The 19,243-nt window shown below is 41.3% G+C and carries 18 protein-coding genes; 12 read left to right on the forward strand and 6 right to left on the reverse strand.

The window, feature by feature from the left end:
- Positions 1 to 570 carry a LemA family protein gene (locus TY49_RS08985; protein ID WP_041965627.1) on the reverse strand — a complete coding sequence of 190 codons (570 nt, stop codon included), beginning with the start codon at positions 568 to 570 and terminating at the stop codon, positions 1 to 3.
- A gap of 516 nt (positions 571 to 1,086) precedes the next feature.
- Here TY49_RS08985 and TY49_RS08995 point away from each other — a divergent pair.
- A complete protein-coding gene (locus TY49_RS08995) occupies positions 1,087 to 1,524 on the forward strand; it encodes a MarR family winged helix-turn-helix transcriptional regulator (RefSeq protein ID WP_041965576.1) in 438 nt (145 codons plus the stop codon).
- Between the two features lie 150 nt (positions 1,525 to 1,674).
- On the forward strand, positions 1,675 to 3,369 hold the full coding sequence (locus tag TY49_RS09000) for a M3 family oligoendopeptidase (protein ID WP_041965577.1): 1,695 nt from the start codon (positions 1,675 to 1,677) through the stop codon (positions 3,367 to 3,369).
- Positions 3,370 to 3,746: 377 nt separating this feature from the next.
- Here the strand turns inward: TY49_RS09000 and TY49_RS09005 are convergent, their stop codons facing one another.
- The gene (locus TY49_RS09005) at positions 3,747 to 6,773 is read right to left on the reverse strand and encodes an efflux RND transporter permease subunit (RefSeq protein WP_041965578.1); all 3,027 of its coding nucleotides are present in this window, start codon (positions 6,771 to 6,773) and stop codon (positions 3,747 to 3,749) included.
- A gap of 231 nt (positions 6,774 to 7,004) precedes the next feature.
- Positions 7,005 to 9,158, reverse strand: coding sequence for an ATP-dependent Clp protease ATP-binding subunit (locus TY49_RS09010; RefSeq protein ID WP_041965579.1), 2,154 nt, complete (start codon positions 9,156 to 9,158; stop codon positions 7,005 to 7,007).
- A 232-nt stretch (positions 9,159 to 9,390) separates the two neighbouring features.
- Between TY49_RS09010 and TY49_RS09015 the strand changes: the two genes are divergently transcribed.
- Positions 9,391 to 10,434, forward strand: coding sequence for a YkvI family membrane protein (locus TY49_RS09015; RefSeq protein WP_041965580.1), 1,044 nt, complete (start codon positions 9,391 to 9,393; stop codon positions 10,432 to 10,434).
- Positions 10,435 to 10,458: 24 nt separating this feature from the next.
- On the opposite strand, the gene TY49_RS09020 is transcribed toward TY49_RS09015, so the two are convergent.
- Positions 10,459 to 11,112 (reverse strand): DUF8580 domain-containing lipoprotein, encoded by a 654-nt coding sequence (locus tag TY49_RS09020; protein ID WP_041965581.1) that lies wholly within the window; start codon positions 11,110 to 11,112, stop codon positions 10,459 to 10,461.
- A 181-nt stretch (positions 11,113 to 11,293) separates the two neighbouring features.
- Positions 11,294 to 11,905: a CPBP family intramembrane glutamic endopeptidase gene (locus tag TY49_RS09025; RefSeq protein WP_041965582.1), complete on the reverse strand. Its 612-nt coding sequence runs from the start codon at positions 11,903 to 11,905 to the stop codon at positions 11,294 to 11,296.
- 127 nt (positions 11,906 to 12,032) lie between these two features.
- On the opposite strand from TY49_RS09025, the gene TY49_RS25230 reads away from it, so the two are divergent.
- Positions 12,033 to 12,149, forward strand: coding sequence for a DUF6254 family protein (locus TY49_RS25230; protein ID WP_225650320.1), 117 nt, complete (start codon positions 12,033 to 12,035; stop codon positions 12,147 to 12,149).
- A gap of 198 nt (positions 12,150 to 12,347) precedes the next feature.
- Here the strand turns inward: TY49_RS25230 and TY49_RS09030 are convergent, their stop codons facing one another.
- The gene (locus TY49_RS09030; RefSeq protein ID WP_041965583.1) at positions 12,348 to 12,536 is read right to left on the reverse strand and encodes a YkvS family protein; all 189 of its coding nucleotides are present in this window, start codon (positions 12,534 to 12,536) and stop codon (positions 12,348 to 12,350) included.
- Between the two features lie 283 nt (positions 12,537 to 12,819).
- Here TY49_RS09030 and ykzS point away from each other — a divergent pair, with 283 nt between their 5' ends.
- The 8 genes from ykzS (at position 12,820) to ptsP (ending at position 19,127) form a co-directional block, all read left to right on the forward strand.
- Positions 12,820 to 13,023 (forward strand): protein YkzS, encoded by a 204-nt coding sequence (gene ykzS, locus TY49_RS09035; protein WP_439646160.1) that lies wholly within the window; start codon positions 12,820 to 12,822, stop codon positions 13,021 to 13,023.
- 93 nt (positions 13,024 to 13,116) lie between these two features.
- Positions 13,117 to 13,290, forward strand: a complete 174-nt coding sequence (locus TY49_RS24220) for an aspartyl-phosphate phosphatase Spo0E family protein (RefSeq protein WP_084135437.1) — start codon at positions 13,117 to 13,119, stop codon at positions 13,288 to 13,290.
- A 142-nt stretch (positions 13,291 to 13,432) separates the two neighbouring features.
- The gene (locus tag TY49_RS09040) at positions 13,433 to 14,377 is read left to right on the forward strand and encodes an AAA family ATPase (RefSeq protein ID WP_041965585.1); all 945 of its coding nucleotides are present in this window, start codon (positions 13,433 to 13,435) and stop codon (positions 14,375 to 14,377) included.
- 4 nt (positions 14,378 to 14,381) lie between these two features.
- Positions 14,382 to 15,578 carry a DUF58 domain-containing protein gene (locus TY49_RS09045; RefSeq protein ID WP_041965586.1) on the forward strand — a complete coding sequence of 399 codons (1,197 nt, stop codon included), beginning with the start codon at positions 14,382 to 14,384 and terminating at the stop codon, positions 15,576 to 15,578.
- Positions 15,562 to 15,873, forward strand: a complete 312-nt coding sequence (locus TY49_RS24600) for a hypothetical protein (protein WP_156972644.1) — start codon at positions 15,562 to 15,564, stop codon at positions 15,871 to 15,873. The genes TY49_RS09045 and TY49_RS24600 overlap by 17 nt, the downstream gene beginning before the upstream one ends.
- Positions 15,866 to 16,831 (forward strand): hypothetical protein, encoded by a 966-nt coding sequence (locus TY49_RS09050; protein ID WP_156972645.1) that lies wholly within the window; start codon positions 15,866 to 15,868, stop codon positions 16,829 to 16,831. Before TY49_RS24600 ends, TY49_RS09050 begins: the two co-directional genes overlap by 8 nt.
- A 314-nt stretch (positions 16,832 to 17,145) precedes the next feature.
- On the forward strand, positions 17,146 to 17,412 hold the full coding sequence (locus TY49_RS09055) for a phosphocarrier protein HPr (protein WP_041965588.1): 267 nt from the start codon (positions 17,146 to 17,148) through the stop codon (positions 17,410 to 17,412).
- Positions 17,412 to 19,127 (forward strand): phosphoenolpyruvate--protein phosphotransferase, encoded by a 1,716-nt coding sequence (gene ptsP / locus TY49_RS09060; protein WP_041965589.1) that lies wholly within the window; start codon positions 17,412 to 17,414, stop codon positions 19,125 to 19,127. Before TY49_RS09055 ends, ptsP begins: the two co-directional genes overlap by 1 nt.
- The last annotated feature ends 116 nt before the right edge of the window (positions 19,128 to 19,243 follow it).

The following is a 19,243-nucleotide window of genomic DNA, read 5'->3' on the forward strand; positions in this document are numbered from 1 at the left end:
TCAGCCTCCAAAATCAACCTCAGGAGCTTCCTGTGCCTGAGGGTCCGCCTGGAAGTATTCCTTCTCATCAAAACCTGTTATGTTAGCAATAATGGCACCTGGAAATTGCTTTACTTTCCTGTTATAAACGGATACCTGGTCATTATAATCCTTCCTTGCCACAGCCAATCTGTTTTCAGTTCCTGCAAGCTCATCCATCAGTTGAGTGAACTGCTTGTCCGCCTTAAGATTTGGGTAATTCTCAACAACCACAAGCAAGCGGCTTAACGCGCTTGACAACTCGGCATTAGCAGTTGCCTGTTCCTCTGGTGTGTTCGCTCCGGCTAATCTTGCGCGTGCATCTGAAATGGATTGTATGACTTCTTTTTCATGAGCTGCATACCCCTTGACTGAGTTGACAAGGTTGGGGATCAAGTCGAGCCTTCTCTGGAGCTGGTTCTCTACCTGAGCATATGCATTATTGACATTTTCTTCTTCGGCAACGAAGTTATTGTAACTGCCAACTCCCATCATGATGAAAATTCCTAATATGACTAATAAGCCGATAACAATTCCTAAACCTTTTTTCATTCTAGCCACTCCTAATTCTTTGTTGTATGTTGATGCCCGTATTTTTCCCTCAATGGAGATGGTTTTAAACTTCGGGCTATTGATAATCTCTTGCCTCGGAACCTTATCTTTTAATTTTTCCACTTGAACCTCTTTATTTATTATTGAAAACCTGTTGATTGTAGTGGAAGGCGCGTAGACTCCTCCGAAAATGCTAACGCATTTTCATCGTGCGTGGGCGGGTTCAAGGAAGCTTAATCAATGTCCTGCGGGATCAGCTGGACAGGTGAGGCCCCGCAGGAGCTTGCTCCGAGGAGGCTCACCGCTAGCCCCAAGGAAGAATATGAAAAAGACGGCAGTATGTCTTTTTCATATTCTTCCCGCGGAAAGCGAAGCGCCTGGAACGAAAGTCAACAGCCTTGTTTAAAGACATTAATTAGTTTTTCTTATAAAATTAAGGGAAATACTGATAAAAACAACAAATTCAGATATACTCTAGTTATGGATTAGTCGTTTAAGGTAAAGGAATGAAATTGTATGAACAATGAGAGAGAAAAATCTTTAAAGTTATTTATTGTATTGTCGAGAGCATACAGGGCTGTTAATGAAAAGGTGAACAAGGTCATCCAAAAAAATGGTCTCAACCCGACTGAATTTGCTGTTCTTGAGCTTCTATACCACAAGGGTGAACAGCCATTGCAGCAAATCGGGGGAAAGATACTGCTGGCAAGCGGAAGTATTACCTATGTCGTCGATAAACTTGAAGAAAAGGGATACTTAAATAGAGTAGCCTGCCCAAAAGACCGCAGGGTAACATATGCTAAAATTTCTGATGATGGAAAAAAATTGATAGAAGAAATTTTTCCTGAACACAGCGCGTTGATTCATGAATTGATGGACAGCCTTAATGATGATGAAAAAGACTCAGCAATTGAATTGTTAAAAAAGCTGGGCCTTTCTGTAAGCAAATATTAAAAACGGCAAAAGCCGTTTTTTTTATTGTTTTTTTTTCGGAAAAGTTGACGAAAAGAACAAGTAATTAAAAGGAAAATAGGGAATATCCGTAGAATAGGATAGGGATGGGGATAAACATACATCCCTTATAAAGATAAAGGGGGCAATACCATGAAATTTGAGCAATATACATATACGCGCCCGAATTTGGATGAGGTAACTGCCAAATTCGATAATCTGCTGGAACAATTCAAAAATGCTGGATCTGTTGAGGAGCAAAGCATTGCGATGAATGGAATCAACGATTTGCGTAATGATGTTGGTACCATGTTCAACCTTTGCTATATTCGCCATTCAATCGATACCGAGGATGAATTCTATAAGCAGGAACAGGATTTCCTGGATGAACTCGCGCCACAGGTAGAGGGATTGGTAACAAAATATTATGAAGCACTTGTTTCATCTCCTTACCGAGATGAGCTTGAATCAAAATGGGGACGTCAGCTATTCGCTTTGGCTGAAGCTCAGTTAAAACAGTTTTCACCAGAAATAGTTCCTTTGATGCAGAAGGAAAATAAGCTATCAACTGAATATACAAAGCTTGTTGCTTCAGCAAAAATCATGTTCGAAGGCGAAGAGCGTACTCTTGCGCAGCTTGATCCTTTTACCGAGTCTAAAGACCGTGAAACAAGAAAGAAAGCAAGTGAAGCCAAATTCGCATTCTTCTCTGAGCACGGAGAAGAATTTGACCGCATCTATGATGAGCTTGTAAAAGTCAGGACAGAGATGGCCCACAAACTTGGCTACAGTAATTTTGTTGAGTTGGCATACTACCGAATGTTCCGTACTGACTATGACAGCAGAATGGTAGCAGCATTCAGGGACCAGGTCCACAAATACATTGTTCCGGTTGCGTCAAAGCTTAAGGAACGTCAGAAGAACCGAATTGATATCAATGAGTTAAAATACTATGATGAGCCATTCGATTTCAAAACCGGTAATGCAGCACCAAAGGGAAGTCCTGAGTGGATCATTGAAAACGGTCAGAAAATGTATGATGAGTTGTCACCTGAGACGGGTGAATTTTTCCGTTACATGAATGAGAACAATCTGATGGACCTGGTTGCAAAGAAAGGTAAAGCGGGCGGAGGATATTGCACATACATTGAAAACTATAAGTCACCATTCATATTCTCGAATTTTAACGGAACCTCAGGTGATATTGATGTCCTGACGCATGAAGCTGGGCACGCCTTCCAGGTATATTCAAGCCGTCATTTTGAAATTCCGGAATATAATTGGCCAACTTATGAGGCTTGCGAAATCCACTCAATGAGCATGGAATTCTTCACATGGCCATGGATGGAACTGTTCTTCAAAGAGGATACCGATAAATATAAATTCTCGCACTTAAGCAGCGGCTTGCTATTCATGCCATACGGAGTTTCTGTTGACGAATTCCAGCACTGGGTTTATGAAAACCCTGAAGCAACACCTGCAGAAAGAAAGCAGCAATGGCGAGAAATCGAAAAGAAGTATCTCCCGCATAAAGATTATGATGGAAATACTTATTTAGAAGAAGGGGGATTCTGGCAGCGACAGGGCCATATCTATAACTCGCCTTTCTACTACATCGATTACACGCTTGCACAAATTTGTGCATTCCAATTCTGGAAGCGTTCAAGAGACAATCAGGAAGAAGCATGGAAAGATTATGCTAACCTGTGCAAGCTGGGAGGAAGCATGGCTTTCACTGACCTAGTCAAGGAAGCAAACCTTATTTCCCCATTTGAAGAAGGCTGTGTTGAGTCAGTAATTGGCGAAATCGAGAGCTGGCTTGATTCTGTTGACGATAGCAAGCTGTAAATAGTAAAAGCGAAGCTTGTAGTGCCTTCGCTTCAGACTGCAGACAAACTTGATGGAAATCCAGTTTGTCTGCAGTTTTTTTGTATCTCTTTGTTAGAGATGAAAGGTGCTCTTATTGGTGACCACTTTTCGAGATTCTTAGAATTTTAGGGCGCCAATAGCTCTTATTGGTGACCACTTTACGAAATTTTGAGAATTTTAGAGCGCCAATAGCCCCTATTGGTGCCCACTATTTGAGATTTCGAGGATCTTAGGTCACCAATACCCCCTATTGGTGACCATTATAAAGAATATATTCGAATATTGGTCACCAATTGAACAAAAGGTGTTCTCAGCTTCTCATTCAAAAAGCCCGCATGCAGATGCGGGCTTTTTCATTATGAACTGCGTTCTTTTTTCACCTGTCGGAAGAAAAATACTTCATAAATAACAGGAATCAAAATCAATGTCAAAAGGGTGGATGAGGTCAGCCCTCCGATTACGGTTACTGCCAGCCCTTTTGAAATCAAGGTGCCAGATGAAGTGGTAAGCGCCAGTGGGATCAATGCAGCGATCGTCGCAAAGGCTGTCATCAGGATGGGACGGAGCCTTGTGATTCCGGCTTCAATAAGCGCCTCACGGATTGGCATACCTTTCTCTGTACGGTTCTGGCCAATTCGGTCGACCATGACAATCGCATTGGTCGTAACGATTCCGATCAGCATCAGCAGCCCAATCATTACGCTTACTGACATTGGTTCATCGGCAATCCACAGTCCCAGCAAAGAGCCGATTGGAACGAAAATCAACGATGACAGAATGATGAACGGAATCCTTGCCTGACCGAATGTAATCAGCATTGTCAGATAGACAAGCCCGATGGCCACGACCATCGCAATTCCTAGCTGAGTGAATGTTTCAACTGTCTCATCACTTCCGCCTCCGCCCTCAAGGGACACACCATCAGGCAGTTCAATGTCATTTTGGACACCATCAATAACGGCATTCGAAACAGCTCTAATATCATTTGAATCAATTTGTGCAGAAACTCGGGCAAATATCTTGCCATCTAATTTCTGGATTGAAGTGAATGCTTCCGTTTCAGTGATATTGGCGATTTCAGTGATTGGAACAGGTCCTTGTTGTGTGAAAATCATCGTGTTTTTTAGGTCTTCGATTGTTTCGGATTTTTCATCATAGGTTATGGCAACTCGACGTTCTTCACCACCGAGTTTCATAATGCCAGCGTCAACGGGCTTTGTTTTATCAGTGATTGTACCAAGAATCTGGAATCCTGAAATCCCTAATTGAGCAGATTTTTCAGGGTCGATGTCTACAATAATTTGCTTTTGTTTTTCGGAAAAATTGTTAGAAACATATTTTAAGTCTTCCTGTTTCATCATGTATTCTTCTACCCTGGCAGCCGCGTCCTGCAAGACGGCCAGATCAGTAGAGTACAAGTCAATGTTGACATTATTATTGGATGGCGGACCGCCTGTAGATTGTTCCTGGATGCCGATTTTTGCGTCTGGCTCGATTGATAGAACGATTTCCTCCATCTCTTTCTCAAGCTCAGGTATAAACTCGGAAACACTTACACCATCTCCAAGACTGATAAAGTAGTTCGCCTGGTTTTGGCGTTTGAGACCAGTCTGGAAATCCCGGCTGCCGATTCCAACGGTAACATCATTAATTTCTTTTTGCTCTGCGAACATGTTCTCGACCTTCAAAGAGACTTCATTTGTCTTTTCGAGTGAAGTAGAAGAGGGCAGCTGGAAAGTAGCCACTAGCAGCTTTTGCTCTTCATTAGGGATAAAGGTGAAACCAAGGCCTTTGACAAGGAATCCGGAGCCCGCTAACAGGGCAATGGAAAGGAAGATGACAAGAGCTTTATGGTTCAGGGACCATTTGATTGAAGATGCATATGCTCTCTGCAACGCACCTACCTTTTCTTCCTTTGGCACCTTCTTGAATGAGAATTTTGCCAGTATTGGAACGATAGTAACGGCTACAATTAATGACGCAAGCAAAGAAAATACAATCGTTAGAGCAAAAGGAAGGAAGAATTCCCCGGTAATTCCTCCGACAAGTCCTAACGGCAAAAATACTACAACCGTGGTTATTGTGGATGAAGTGATCGCCTTCAGAATTTCCTTAGTGGAATCCTGAATCAATTCATCTGTCATATCTTTGTTCGCTTTGCGGACTCTGCGGAAGATGTTCTCAATAACTACGATACTATCATCGACCACCCGGCCAACGGCCACAGCCATACCGCCAAGTGTCATGATGTTCAATGAAATATCAAGCTGGTTCAAAAAGATTGACGAAATCAATAGTGACAGTGGAATCGATACAATGGCAATAATTGTCGCTCTAAAGTTCCTGAGGAAGATCAGAACAGCGATTGAAGCGAACAGGGCTCCGAGCAATCCTTCCTTTACCAGGGTATTTACCGATTTTTCAATTCCTTCCGCAGAATCGAAACCAATCGCGTATTCGAGACGGTCGTCAAAGCTATTGATGACCGCTAAAACCCTCTCCGCCACTTCGACCGTATTTGCATCCTGCTTTTTCGTAATGGCCATCGACAATGATTCTTTCTCATTGTAGCGGGTGATTTCCGGCTTTTCGGCTACAACCTCGATCGAGGCAATATCACCGAGTTTAACTGGTGGTGCATCTGGCACAAATTTGGACTGGATCACCAGATTTTCGAGTTCATCGATTTCTTCAATTTTTTCCTGTACCCTTACTGGTACCTGGATTTCATTTTCATTCAGGTTGCCAGCAGGAAAACTGAATTTCTTGGCATTAATACTTTCTTTAATCTCATTCAAGCTTAAGGCAAGCTGTGCAGCCTTTTCCTGGTCAACGGTAATTTGGAGGATATCTTCGGTCATACCGCCAACTGATACACTGTTTATGCCCTGGATTTTATTCAGTTCAGGGATAATCTCATCGTTCACAAGCTTTTCAAGGTCCTGATTCCCTTTCGCAAAAAGAGAAATATTGAAAATCGGGAATGTACCAAATGAAAATCGGTTTACACTTGTCTGTACATTTTCAGGAAGTCCAGCCTCCTTGATAAAGGAATTGACCTGCTGTTCTGCATCATCCAGTTCGGTATCAAAAGGGAATTCAAGATTGATGATTGAGATGCTTTCAAATGAAGAACTCTGCAGTTTCTTGATCCCATCAATTCCTTTGAATTTGGTTTCTAGCTTCTCTGTCACTTGCTCATTTATATCCTGAGGCGATGCCCCGGGATAAATGACTTCAACAGAAAGTTGTGGAAACTCGATATTCGGCAGTAAATCGACCTTCAGGCGAGTGAAGGAATACAGTCCGCCGAGTATCAATAAAAAGGAGATGATAAAAACAGCAAAAGCATTTTTAAGACTGAATTTTGTCAAAAAACCCATTAGGTTTACCTCATTTCTTTCAAAGTTATGCTCTTATTCTATATGTCTTCTATGTACATTTCATTTTTAAACTGTAAAAATTTTAAATAGATTTTTCGCATTGATTGTTAATTTGTGACAAAGTTTAACCTGCACTGGGACTCTTTACAAAAAATTCTAAGATAGGTGTGCAACAACAAAGGTGAAAAGGGCATAAAAAAGGTCCGGATTCACTCCGAACCTCAAAAGCTATTATTTTCGTTTAATAACAATTTCCTCATTCTCAAAGATTGCTTGTAATTCAACTGCATCGGGCTCTTCAAGTATGAAGTCCGCGATGGAATCCTCGAGCTTTTCCTGAATCGAGCGACGCAGAGGGCGTGCGCCAAACGCAGGGTGGTATCCAAGCTCAGCAAGCTTTTCCTTAATTTCAGTTTCCACCTCAAGGCTAATGTTCTGCTCTGAAAGTGTATTCTTCAGTTCAACAAGCATCAAGTCCACAATTTGAAGAAGATGCTCTTTTTCAAGTGCCTTGAACTCGATGATGCTGTCGAAGCGGTTCAGGAATTCTGGCTTGAAGAAGCCGCCAAGGGATTCAAGGATACTTGATTCATTGACTGCTGTGTTCTGATCAAATCCGACCTTGATTGTTTTATGTCCGACTCCAGCATTGCTTGTCATGATGATGACAGTGTCCTTGAAGCTTACAGTGCGACCCTGGCTATCAGTCAAACGGCCATCCTCAAGAATCTGCAGGAACATGTGCTGGACATCTGGATGAGCTTTTTCGATTTCATCCAATAGAATTATGCTGTACGGGTTGCGACGAAGCTTTTCGGTCAGCTGGCCAGCTTCATCATGGCCTACATATCCTGGGGGCGAACCAATCAGCTTCGAAACACTGTGCTTTTCCATATATTCACTCATGTCGAGACGAACCATGGCATCTTTAGATCCAAAAAGCTCTTCTGCCAATGTTTTGGTCAGTTCCGTTTTACCAACACCTGTTGGTCCCACAAATAGGAAGGATCCAATCGGGCGGTTCTTTGATTTCAGACCAGCACGGCTGCGGCGGATGGCCTTCGCTACTTTTTGCACAGCTTCCTCCTGGCCGATCACTTTGCCATTAAGGTTGACAACAAGGTTCTTCAACCTTGCTTGTTCGTCCTCCTGAAGCTTGCCGACAGGAATTCCAGTCTTCTTCTCGATGATTTCCTGGATATGCTGGATTGTAACAACAGGGCGCACTGCATGACCATTGTCGTTTAATGCTTTTTCCAGCGTTGCTTCCTCGTCACGAAGCTTTGCAGCTGTTTCATAGTCTTCCTGCTTCAATGCCTCTTCCTTTTCCCTGGCGATTTCAGCAAGGCGGCTTTCGGCATCATTTTTATCTGTATAGTCAGAAATTAGGTTAAGCTTGGAACCGGCTTCATCCATTAAATCGATTGCTTTGTCAGGAAGGAAGCGATCCTGGATATAACGATGTGATAGCTGTACACATGCCTTGATTGTTTCTTCTGAAAAGGAAACCTGATGGAAATCTTCGTACTTGGACTGGATTCCTTTCAGGATTTCGACAGCCTCATTAACAGTTGGCTCCAAGACATGTACTGGCTGAAAGCGTCTCTCGAGAGCTGCATCCTTTTCAATCTGACGATATTCCTTCAGAGTTGTCGCACCAACTACTTGCAGTTCACCGCGGGCAAGTGCTGGCTTCAGGATATTGCCTGCATCCATGGATCCTTCGGCAGACCCTGCACCAACAAGCTGGTGGATTTCATCAATGAACAGAATGATATTTTTACGAGCCTGTAATTCAGAAATAAGCTGTTTCATTCTCTCCTCAAATTGCCCGCGAATTCCTGTATTGGAAACCATAGAGGCTACATCTAAAAGATAAACTTCCTTGTTCTTCAGCTTATCTGGAACAGCACCTTCAATAATCTTTAGAGCGAGCCCTTCAGCAATTGCTGTTTTACCCACACCAGGTTCACCAATAAGCACAGGGTTATTTTTGTTTCTTCTATTTAAAATCTCGATCACTCGTTTTACTTCTTCATCTCGTCCAATTACCGGATCAATCAAGCCGGTCTTTGCGATTTGGGTCAAATTTCTCCCATATTGATCGATAAAGCCATTTCCTCCGCCAGCCGTTTTCGTAGCAGCTGCCGGGTTATGGTTAGGGGGTTGGTTATTCATATTGCCTGAAAACTGTTTGAACATATCGGAAAAAGGCGAGCCGTCAAAGCCGGGAAATCCGGACATCGGATTGCCAAAGGAAGCACCTAATTTCTCTTTTTCTGTTTGGTAGCAATCTTCGCAGAGCATTAAATGCTTCTGGTTACCGTTTAAATTTACTCTCAACTGGATATTTGCGTGTTTCTCCTGGCAATTTTGACAAAGCATTTAAATTCCTCCTTCAGAAATATAATTTCTATTTAAAATGATCAAAGGTTTTTGTTTTGACTTTGACTATCTTTGATCAATTTAACTTTATTATAATTTGACCTTATTTGACTTTCAACAATTTTGATTGTGGTAATTTTTAGTAAACATTATCGTTAAAATTCCCTTTTAAAAAAAGCTCGTCATGGTTTGTCTATCCTTACATATATTGAAAAGGAGGGAGGGGAACGATTTGAAGACGAATTGGGGTGCTGCCTTTCAAATCGCTGCTGTTTATGTTGGTACTGTTGTGGGAGCCGGCTTTGCGACGGGGAGGGAAATCGTTGAATTCTTTTCCCGCTTTGGCATATTTGGATTGATTGGAGTTTTCATGGCGGGATACATTCTTACATATCTTGGTGCAAAATTAATGCGCATCGCAGCAGCTATCGGGGCCCAATCTTATGAAGAAATGAATGTACATTTATTTGGGAAGTTTTTTGGGAGAATCATTAATATCATGATGCTTTTTATGCTGCTTGGTGTTTGTGCTGTTATGCTTTCAGGTGCAGGGGCAGTTTTTGAGGAGCAGCTTGGATTGACAAAATCACTTGGAATCTTTATCACGATTGCATTGTCACTTGCCGTTATGGTCGTTGGGTTGAAGGGCGTTTTTGCTGTTAATACCTTTGTTGTGCCGATGATGATCTTGTTCAGTCTTATTTTATTTTTCCTGTCAGTCAGGTTGCCTGGATTCATAGAGCAGGTCGTTTTTATTCCATATGCAGAGGATGGCTGGAAGGCGGTCATTGGTCCGTTTTCTTATACAGCCCTGAACCTGTCGCTTGCCCAGGCAGTACTGGTTCCTGTTGCAGCAGAGATGAAAGACGATAATACTGTAAAATGGGGAGGAATCCTCGGTGGGATTGCGCTGACTTTAATCCTGATTTCAAGTCATTTGACCTTAATCATGCTCCCTGGGTTCGAAACATTTGAAATACCGATGGCAGTCGTCATGAAGCAGCTAGCTGCTGGTCTCTACTGGATTTTTGTCCTGATTGTATATGGTGAAATCTTCACATCTGTAATCGGAAATATTTTTGGGCTAGAAAGGCAGATTAAAAAATATATCAAGCTGCCTAGCCTGCTCGTTGTCTCACTGCTCTTCTTAATCTGTTATTTCATCAGCTTGATCGATTATGGAACACTTCTTTCAATCTTGTACCCAGTTTTTGGCTATATCAGTTTAATCTTTATAGTGTTGTTATGGATGAAACCAGTTAATGTGAATAAATAAAAAAGAAGGGGAGCAGCCCCTTCTTTATTTATTCTCTTTCATAATCGTCTTGGCCATTTCCAGGAATGCGTTGCGGTGGTCAGCATTTTCTTTTGTGAATAGAGTCAGCTTTAAAGGTTGTTCCTCATTTTTAATTAAATAAGTAGTGACGATGTCTGATCCACTTTTAGTTTCCATTGCCCAAGTATTGTTGAAGAATGGGTCTTCGGGTGTTTGTGCTTCTTTTACCTCGGGGCCAACAGCGGCTAGTTGTGCTTTTGAATTTTCTTCTACTAAAGCCCACTCTGCGTCAGCTGGAAGCAATTCTATCCTCATGAACACACTGTCGTCTTCAGTCCACATCAGTACATCTTTGTTAGGTTCCTCTGCCGACAATTCATATTCAGGCATAACATACATGGAGTAGTGTTGATTATCATTGTATTTCAAGAAAGCAGTTTCTTCCTTTTGTTCGCCATTCACTGTATAAGCAATGTTTTGCTCCATAATGCGAATTAAGCCCGCTTCAGTATCTTTCTCCTGCTCTGTTTTCTTTTGGTCTTCATTTTTTTCTGGCGCAGCAGCCGGCTGGGCTGCAGGTGCTTTGTCTGTTGACTCAGATTCTTCGGGAGAACCACAGCCTGCAACGAATAATGCAGATAATCCGATAATTGCAAATGACTTTGCTAATTTGTTCATTTCTAATTGCCCCCTGTTATTTCGTATGGTGATTTCTACATTTTTAGACGGAATATAATAACGAAAGTTACAATACTTGTCGCACTTACAAAAATATAATGGACAGGCAGATTGGACAATAATAAAAATGACCCATAAGCCGATGATTGGCATGGGTCATTTTAAAGGTTCAAAGTTTACCTTAGCTTAGAGGAATGAAAACAAATAATAATAAATCAAAGACGATGTGAGAGACGATAACGAGTGGCATGCTTCGTTTCCAAGCATATAAAATACTCCACGCCAGACCAGCGATCATTGCTGCTAGCACAAGAATGAACTCCCCGGAATAGAGATGGACGGAAGCATATAATATTACTGACAGACCAATCGACATTTTTACACTAAAGTATTTGCTAAGTCGTTTTTGGATAAAGCCCCGCCAAAAGATTTCTTCACCGGGAGCCAGAATTAACACCAAGACGAGATAATGCCAGAATAATTCAGGTGAGAACCTACTGTACAGACGCGAGATTTGATTGGCGAAAGGTAGATTGAGCATCTCGATCAGGAAGCTTCCGAGCCAAAAGAGGCCAAATAAACCGAGACCTGAAGCAACTCCTAGCGTTAAATAAGTTAGTGTGGATGTATCGTCCTCGATTTCTTCGTTTATAATGGAATAACTGATCAGAACCAGCATCGAAGCTGTGAATATATACCAGAATACGTCTTTATCCTCGAAGGTAAAAAATAGTAGAAGATGAGCGATCAAAATACCAAGAATTAATCTGCGATCCGCCATCCAATTTTTCATTTTTCATAAAACCCCTTTCCAGAAACAAAATTTATTGTACCAAATAATTCATTAAATTTGTAAGGAAAAGATTTCTTCCAGATGGGGCATGGTAATAATGAACGAAATTATGAATGGAGGGAAGATCATGTCAGAATCAAAGCGCGAGAGGGAGCGCAATTGGACTGTACGAAAGCAGGACCAGCACCCGCATGGAAAAGTAAAATCCTTTAAGGAACTTGCTGGCAAGGAAAATAAGGAATAAAGAAGAAAAAGCAGCTGAGGCTGCTTTTGGTATTTTTAAATTAAATTAAATTAAAAACTATTACAATAAGAACAGTTTCTAGCTCTAGCGCCTAGCCCCTCGAGTCGCTTCGGTCCGCTCAATGAAGTCAAAGAGCGACTTCAATGTTCGGCCCTCCAGCGCTTGTCGGGGCTGAGCAAGCCGCTTGCGCTTTCTAGATTAATAGGCTGTGTCTTTAACAATCTTATAGTTTTTATGATTTATGACAGTGCGTTGATCGAGCTCTAGATCCCGGAAATTGTTCATATATGTTAAATCAACAATAACCGAGTTTTCATTGACCTTTTCTACAACACCTTGCAATCCTTCTTTGAATTCGATTACATTTCCAACATCGGCTTTCTTCAAATAAACTCGCTCCTTCGTTATATTTCGAATTACTAACATTTTGCCTTAATTTTTACCTAGCGTAAAGGAAAATCGTATTAAATTTCAAATGTTCACGAAATTTTCATTTTATAAAAGTTAGAAAATTCAATTATATTATCTATTATATAGAATAATCATATTTCCATCTAGCGGAAATTTAAAATGTTCTCGTAATTCATTTCCCATTTTACAAATCTTGAAACAGTTGGGTTTTGCAAATTGAGTAATAGGAGATAAAATAGTTTTAGCTTAAGAAACAGAGGTGGTTTATTTGGATAAAGAACAGGCTGTCCGAATGCTGGAAAGTTTGAGAAATAAAGAAGTGGAAGAAATCTTTGTCTCGAAACAGGATTTTATGGAATTTCGTGAATTTCTTGTAAAAAGGGATGACTTTAAACACTTCAGCGGCATCGCCCAAAGAGGCGGAGATGTCATTTTTAGATATATCGATGAGGCGAGGAGCTAAACTGAGAAAAAACTGTGTACTAAGGTAAATTTTACTATCCCTATTAGTGGAATAGTAGTAAAATATTAACACAGACTGATGAGGTGATCGCTGATGGAAACTGTGTACCCTGAAAAAATAATGGAAGAAATCGAACATAAACGAAGAGAGATGATTTCATCAGCAAGGGAAACAGGGTTTCTAAGCGTTCAAACAATATCAGCAAGCCAGGAACTTGATAAGCTTTTAAATATTATTCAGGAAGAACTACATATTTTCTCAAAATAAATTGCGGGAGCACTAAAAAAGTGTTCCTTTTTATTTGGATAAAATTGGTTGAAAATTCACTTTTTTATGATGTGGTGTTAAACTTTTCATAAGCCTTTTATAGAGAGAAAACAAGAGTCACTCACAAGGGGAGGAAAAAGGAATGGAATTGGTAAATAAACTAGAGCAGTTAAAAATAGAAATTAGTAAAAATGTGGTCGGACGAGAGCATGAGGTAGAGATGATGGTAATCGCGCTTTTGAATAATGGCCATATTTTGATGGAAAGTGTGCCAGGAACGGGAAAAACATTGCTTGCTAAAACATTTGCAAGAGGTATAAGCGGTCTTTTTTCAAGGATCCAATTTACACCGGATGTTTTGCCTAGTGATATTACCGGTATCCAGTTTTTCAATCCGAAGCTTCAGGAATTCGAATTAAAACCTGGTCCAATTGTCACTAATATTCTTCTGGCAGATGAAATTAACCGTGCAACACCACGGACGCAATCAAGCCTGCTAGAGGCGATGGAGGAAAACCAGGTAACGATTGATGGCCATACGATTTCATTGAAATCCCCTTTCCTCGTTATCGCAACCCAGAACCCGGTGGAATCACAGCAGGGGACATTCCAGCTTCCGGTTGCACAGATGGACCGTTTCTTTATTAAGCTATCTCTTGGGTATCCAGAAGTAAATGAAGAGAGGGAAATGATTAAAAAACATCGGTTTGGGACTGCAACGACAGAAGTTAACTCCGTAATAAGTGAGGAGGATATTAATTCTATAAAGGAGGAACTCAAGAATGTAAAGTTAACTGAGGTGGTCGAAGAGTATCTATTGCAAATCACCCGCAAAACAAGGAATCATCCTTCTATAGAATTAGGGATCAGCCCTCGGGGAACGCTTGCTTTAGTAAAGGCTGCTCAAGGAAGGGCACTTATAAAGGGGCGCAGCTATGTAGTTCCAAATGATGTGAAGGAGATGGCGCCTTTTGTGTTAGGACACAGAATTTATCTATCTGCGGAGGCTTCGCTGACGATGACACCAGAAAAAGTAGTCGAGGATTTGCTGGAATCTATTCCGCTTCCGGTTGAAGTTGAGGTATAAGCCAATGCAATGGAAAAAAATCGTCATTGAGGACCGTTTTCTCTCGATATTGGCTTTTCTCGGAATCCTTTTACTGATTGCAAGCTTTTACATAAATTCCTGGCTGATGTTTGGAGCCGGACTGATGATTATTTTTATTGCAGCAGGTAATTCTTATTATCTGAAACATATTGGCGAAGGTTTGTTTTTTGATAACAGCCGCAAGCGAAATCGTTTTTTTATCGGAGACAAAGGGGAGTGGAGCCTTCAGTTCCTTAATCAAGGTCTGCCGATCATGAAAGGCAATCTCTCCATCTATTTTGACAGTGCTGTTGTCCCTGTTTCAGGCGAGTATCATATCCATTCCTCCAGAGTTGATGTAAGTCTGCCATTTTCGATGGGACAACAAGAAAAAGTCGACATCAAAATTCCTTTTATAGCTGAAAAGCGGGGGTTATCAAAAATTAGAAAAATGGAGCTCCATATCCCACATTTCTTTGGGTTCGGCGATACGATTCTCGAGTTCTCTGACGTTATCAACATAGAGGCACTCGTCTATCCTAAGGCTATTTCAGTGCGCAATATCGATAAACATAAATCAGTTAAGCCTGGACACAATCCATCCAATTTCTCACTGTTTGAAGATAATATGGGCCCAATCGGAACAAGAGATTATCTGCCGACAGACAGCTTCAATAGAATCAACTGGAAAGCAAGTGCAAGGAAAATGACATTACAAACGAAAGAGTATGAGCGGATCAATGAGGCAGGTGCGGTTCTTTTCATAAATGTTAGTGACGGCTTTTCAGTGACTAGCAAGCTGGAATTTTTGATGAGCAGCACAGCAGAAATGGCTTACTTTTTTCATAAGCGGAATATTCCCTTCTCGCTATGCATGAATGTCAGGTCTGCAGGATTCACACCATTTACTTATCTGCCATTAGGGTCGGGCAAGGATCATCTGCAAAAGCTGCTTGATTTATTGGCAATTGCGGACTTCCATTCACCAACTATTCCACATGAGCAGGTGCTATTTTTTTATAAAAGGCATTTACCGATTGCACCAACCATGATACATGCAGGGATTCGTACAACAGGATCAGATGGATATATTCAGGAATGGATAAGAGAGGGAGTTCAATTATTAGAGTTGCAAATGCATACCGAAAATGCCTTCCTGGAACCACTGAAAATGAAGTTGAAGGATGTGGCTGGCAAATGAAAAGCAGGGTTTTAAATGTCTTTTTTCGTTTTTATATAGAATGGACCTTTGCAAGCCTCATATTTGTGATATTTCATTTGCTATCTTCCCAACAAATGCCTTTACTGGCAACCATGGGAACGGCTGCCGCAGCCTCAATACTTTTTACGGTATTATTGGAGCTAAAGCCACATCTTGCAAAGCCTTTGTTTTTTCTGGTAATCATGCCTCTTCTTTTCATGGCAGGCAGCTTGAGCAATCTGGAGCACTTTTATATAGGGATTATGGCAATATTGATTTTTTGGAGGGTGCTTAATTTCCATCAGGATTCTACAAGTCATTCGGAAAGTGTTTGGCTTGTCGTCACATTTCTGATTGGGGTGTTCGTTTCACCGCTTGCTTATTTTTATGGCGGGTCCTATTTAATCCAAATCGTGTTCCTTTTAATCTTTCAGTTGCTGTTTATATTATCGGGGCAATTTTTGCTCAAGTGGATGGATGTTGAACTAGGCTCGAAAAATAGATTTGCTGTCACCTACTCGAAGCTGCTGGGGTTTATATTGCTCCTGGTTTCGGTATTAACGTTTGGAAGAGGCATTCTGAAAGAAATTTTCTTTATTGTTTTGCAGGTGATAGGCTGGACACTCTCTCTTCTGTTATATCCTTTTTTTTCCTGGATTGCTTCTCCTGGTATGCAAGTCCGGGCAAATAAAGCATTCTCCGGGCAATTGCCCAATACGGAAAATAACATACCTTTTGAACAGTCCAGGCAGGTTTTCGATCCGAATTTTTGGGGACCTATCCTGTTCGCAGTAATAATTGGATTTGCTTTTTACTTTATATATAAAAAATCCAATTTATTTAGGAGGCAGTCCGAGGAAGAAGCGGTACAATCAGGATTCGTTACCACAACTCCCATTGAGGGTTCAGCAAGCAGCGGGCTGCTGACAAGAATGCGGACAGCAGTACCAGACAACCTTATAAGAAAGGAAATCTTTCAACTCGAAAAATATGCCCATAAAAAGGAGCTGGGAAGGCTTCATCATGAAGATGTCAGGGAATGGTTCGACAGACTTGGCATCCAATATGACCTGCGGACCATCCAGGTATACGAATGGGTCAGGTATGGCGAGCATTTGGATGAAAAAATGAATGGGTGGTTCAAGGCTGAAATCAAAGAAATAAAAAAACAATTCAATACATTGGAAAAATTACAGAAGGAAGAGGGCAAAACAGGGTTGAAAGATAACATAAAGAACATCTTCAGGCGATAAAATATGTTTTTGTCACAATTTCGATAAAATGAAAACGTTTTACTGAAAAAAATGCTCTAAACCTTTAAAAATCAAGGTTTTTTCATTGTCTAAGCCTATCCAAAATGCTATTCTTTTGTGTGGGATGCCAATTCTGATTTCTGCGGAAATGATTGGAAACAATATATGGTGTGAAAGAACAATACAAATGGGTAAAATACAAATATCATTTTAGCGGCCTAAAGTTTTGACCTTTCGCTGAATTGAACCATTTAGTTTGGAAGGCATCATGTATGGTCATCTTAATCATCTATTTAAAAGGAGAATGATATAGTATGGTACAAAAACAATTCAAGGTTGTTGCTGAAACAGGAATTCACGCACGTCCTGCTACGATGCTTGTACAGGCTGCAAGCAAGTTCGATTCAGAAATCCACTTAGAATATAAAGAAAAAAAGGTTAACCTTAAGTCAATCATGGGTGTAATGTCATTAGGAATCGGACAGGGAGCAGATATCACAATCTTCGCTGAAGGAAGCGACGAGCAAGATGCTCTTAACACACTGGAAGAAGCTCTTAAAAAAGAAGGTTTAGCTGAATAATGGGCTTTCTCCAGGGAATTGCCGCTTCAAACGGCATTGCAATCGCGAAAGCCTATAAGCTTGTTGAACCGGATTTTTCTTTTGAAAAAAGAACAATAGAAGCTCCAGCTGAAGAAATTGCGCGTTTCCAGTCAGCACTTCAGACTTCAAAAGCTGAGCTTGAAAAGATCCGCGATCATGCCGGAACGGCATTAGGTGCTGATAAAGCAGCGATTTTTGATGCGCACCTTCTAGTACTGAGCGATCCAGAATTAATTTCACCCATCGAAGATAAAATCAAAACTGAAAATGTCAATGCGGAACAGGCATTGAAAGAAACAGCTGATATGTTCATTGGCATGTTCGAATCCATGGACAATGAATATATGAAAGAGCGAGCGGCTGATATCCGCGACGTAACAAAGCGTGTATTGGCACACCTTTTGGGAATCCAGATTCCCAACCCTAGCTTGATTGCGGAAGAAGTAGTTATCGTGGCGGAGGATTTGACTCCTTCAGATACTGCTCAATTGAATCGCCAGTTTGTAAAAGGCTTTACAACGAATATCGGGGGCCGTACCTCTCATTCGGCCATTATGGCTCGTTCAATGGAAATTCCTGCAGTCGTAGGGACGAAGACAGCTACGGAAGAAATCAACAACGGGGATATCGTCGTAGTTGACGGATTGAAGGGTGAAGTACATTTCAATCCAACTCCTGAAGTGCTTGAAGCTTATAAAAAGGTTCAAGAAGACTTCGAAAAACAAAAGGCTGAATGGGCTAAGCTTGTTAATGAAAAATCGGTAACAGCTGATGGCCATCATGTAGAACTTGCCGCAAATATTGGTACACCTAAGGATTTAAAGGGTGTAGTTGAAAATGGCGGCGAGGCAGTAGGCCTCTATCGGACTGAGTTCCTATATATGGACAGAGATCAGCTCCCTACTGAAGAGGAACAGTACACTGCGTATAAGGCAGTGCTTGAAGGCATGGAAGGCAAGCCAGTTGTTGTCCGTACTTTGGATATCGGCGGAGACAAAGAACTTCCATATTTGAATCTGCCTAAAGAAATGAATCCATTCCTTGGCTTCAGGGCAATCCGTCTTTGCCTTGAGGAAGTGGAAATTTTCCGCACACAATTGCGTGCTCTTTTACGTGCGAGTGTGCATGGCAATTTGAAGGTTATGTTCCCGATGATCGCTACTCTTAATGAGTTCAGGGAAGCGAAAGCAATGCTTGAAGAAGAAAAGGCGAAATTGGTTGAGGAAGGCATCGAGGTTGCTGAACATATCGAGCTTGGCATCATGGTTGAGATTCCTTCCACTGCAGTCCTTGCAGACCAATTCGCTAAGGAAGTCGACTTCTTCAGCATCGGAACAAATGACTTGATTCAATACACAATGGCAGCGGACAGGATGAACCAGCAAGTATCATACCTGTACCAGCCATACAACCCATCAATCCTTCGTCTCGTAAAAATGGTCATTGATGCTGCACATAAGGAAGGCAAATGGGCTGGAATGTGTGGAGAAATGGCCGGAGACGAAACGGCGATTCCAATCCTGCTTGGCCTTGGCCTTGACGAGTTCTCGATGAGTGCCTCTTCGATTCTGAAAGCACGCTCATTGATCAGGAACTTGAACAAAGCAGATATGGAGAAGCTTGCTTCTGATGTGTTGAACATGAGTACAACAGAAGAAGTGGTTGAAGCAGTAAACCAGGCAATTTCTTTGTAACATAATTGTAATATAAAAGATGTTTTAACCTATATAGGGCGGGTATATATGAGTAAGCACTTTGGTTAGACTGAAAGTAAGCTAATCATTCTCATTTTCCCCCAGATTTGGCCGGC

Origin of the sequence: Mesobacillus selenatarsenatis SF-1, from assembly GCF_000813125.1 — a bacterium.
In the GTDB taxonomy this organism is placed as follows: domain Bacteria; phylum Bacillota; class Bacilli; order Bacillales; family Cytobacillaceae; genus Mesobacillus; species Mesobacillus selenatarsenatis.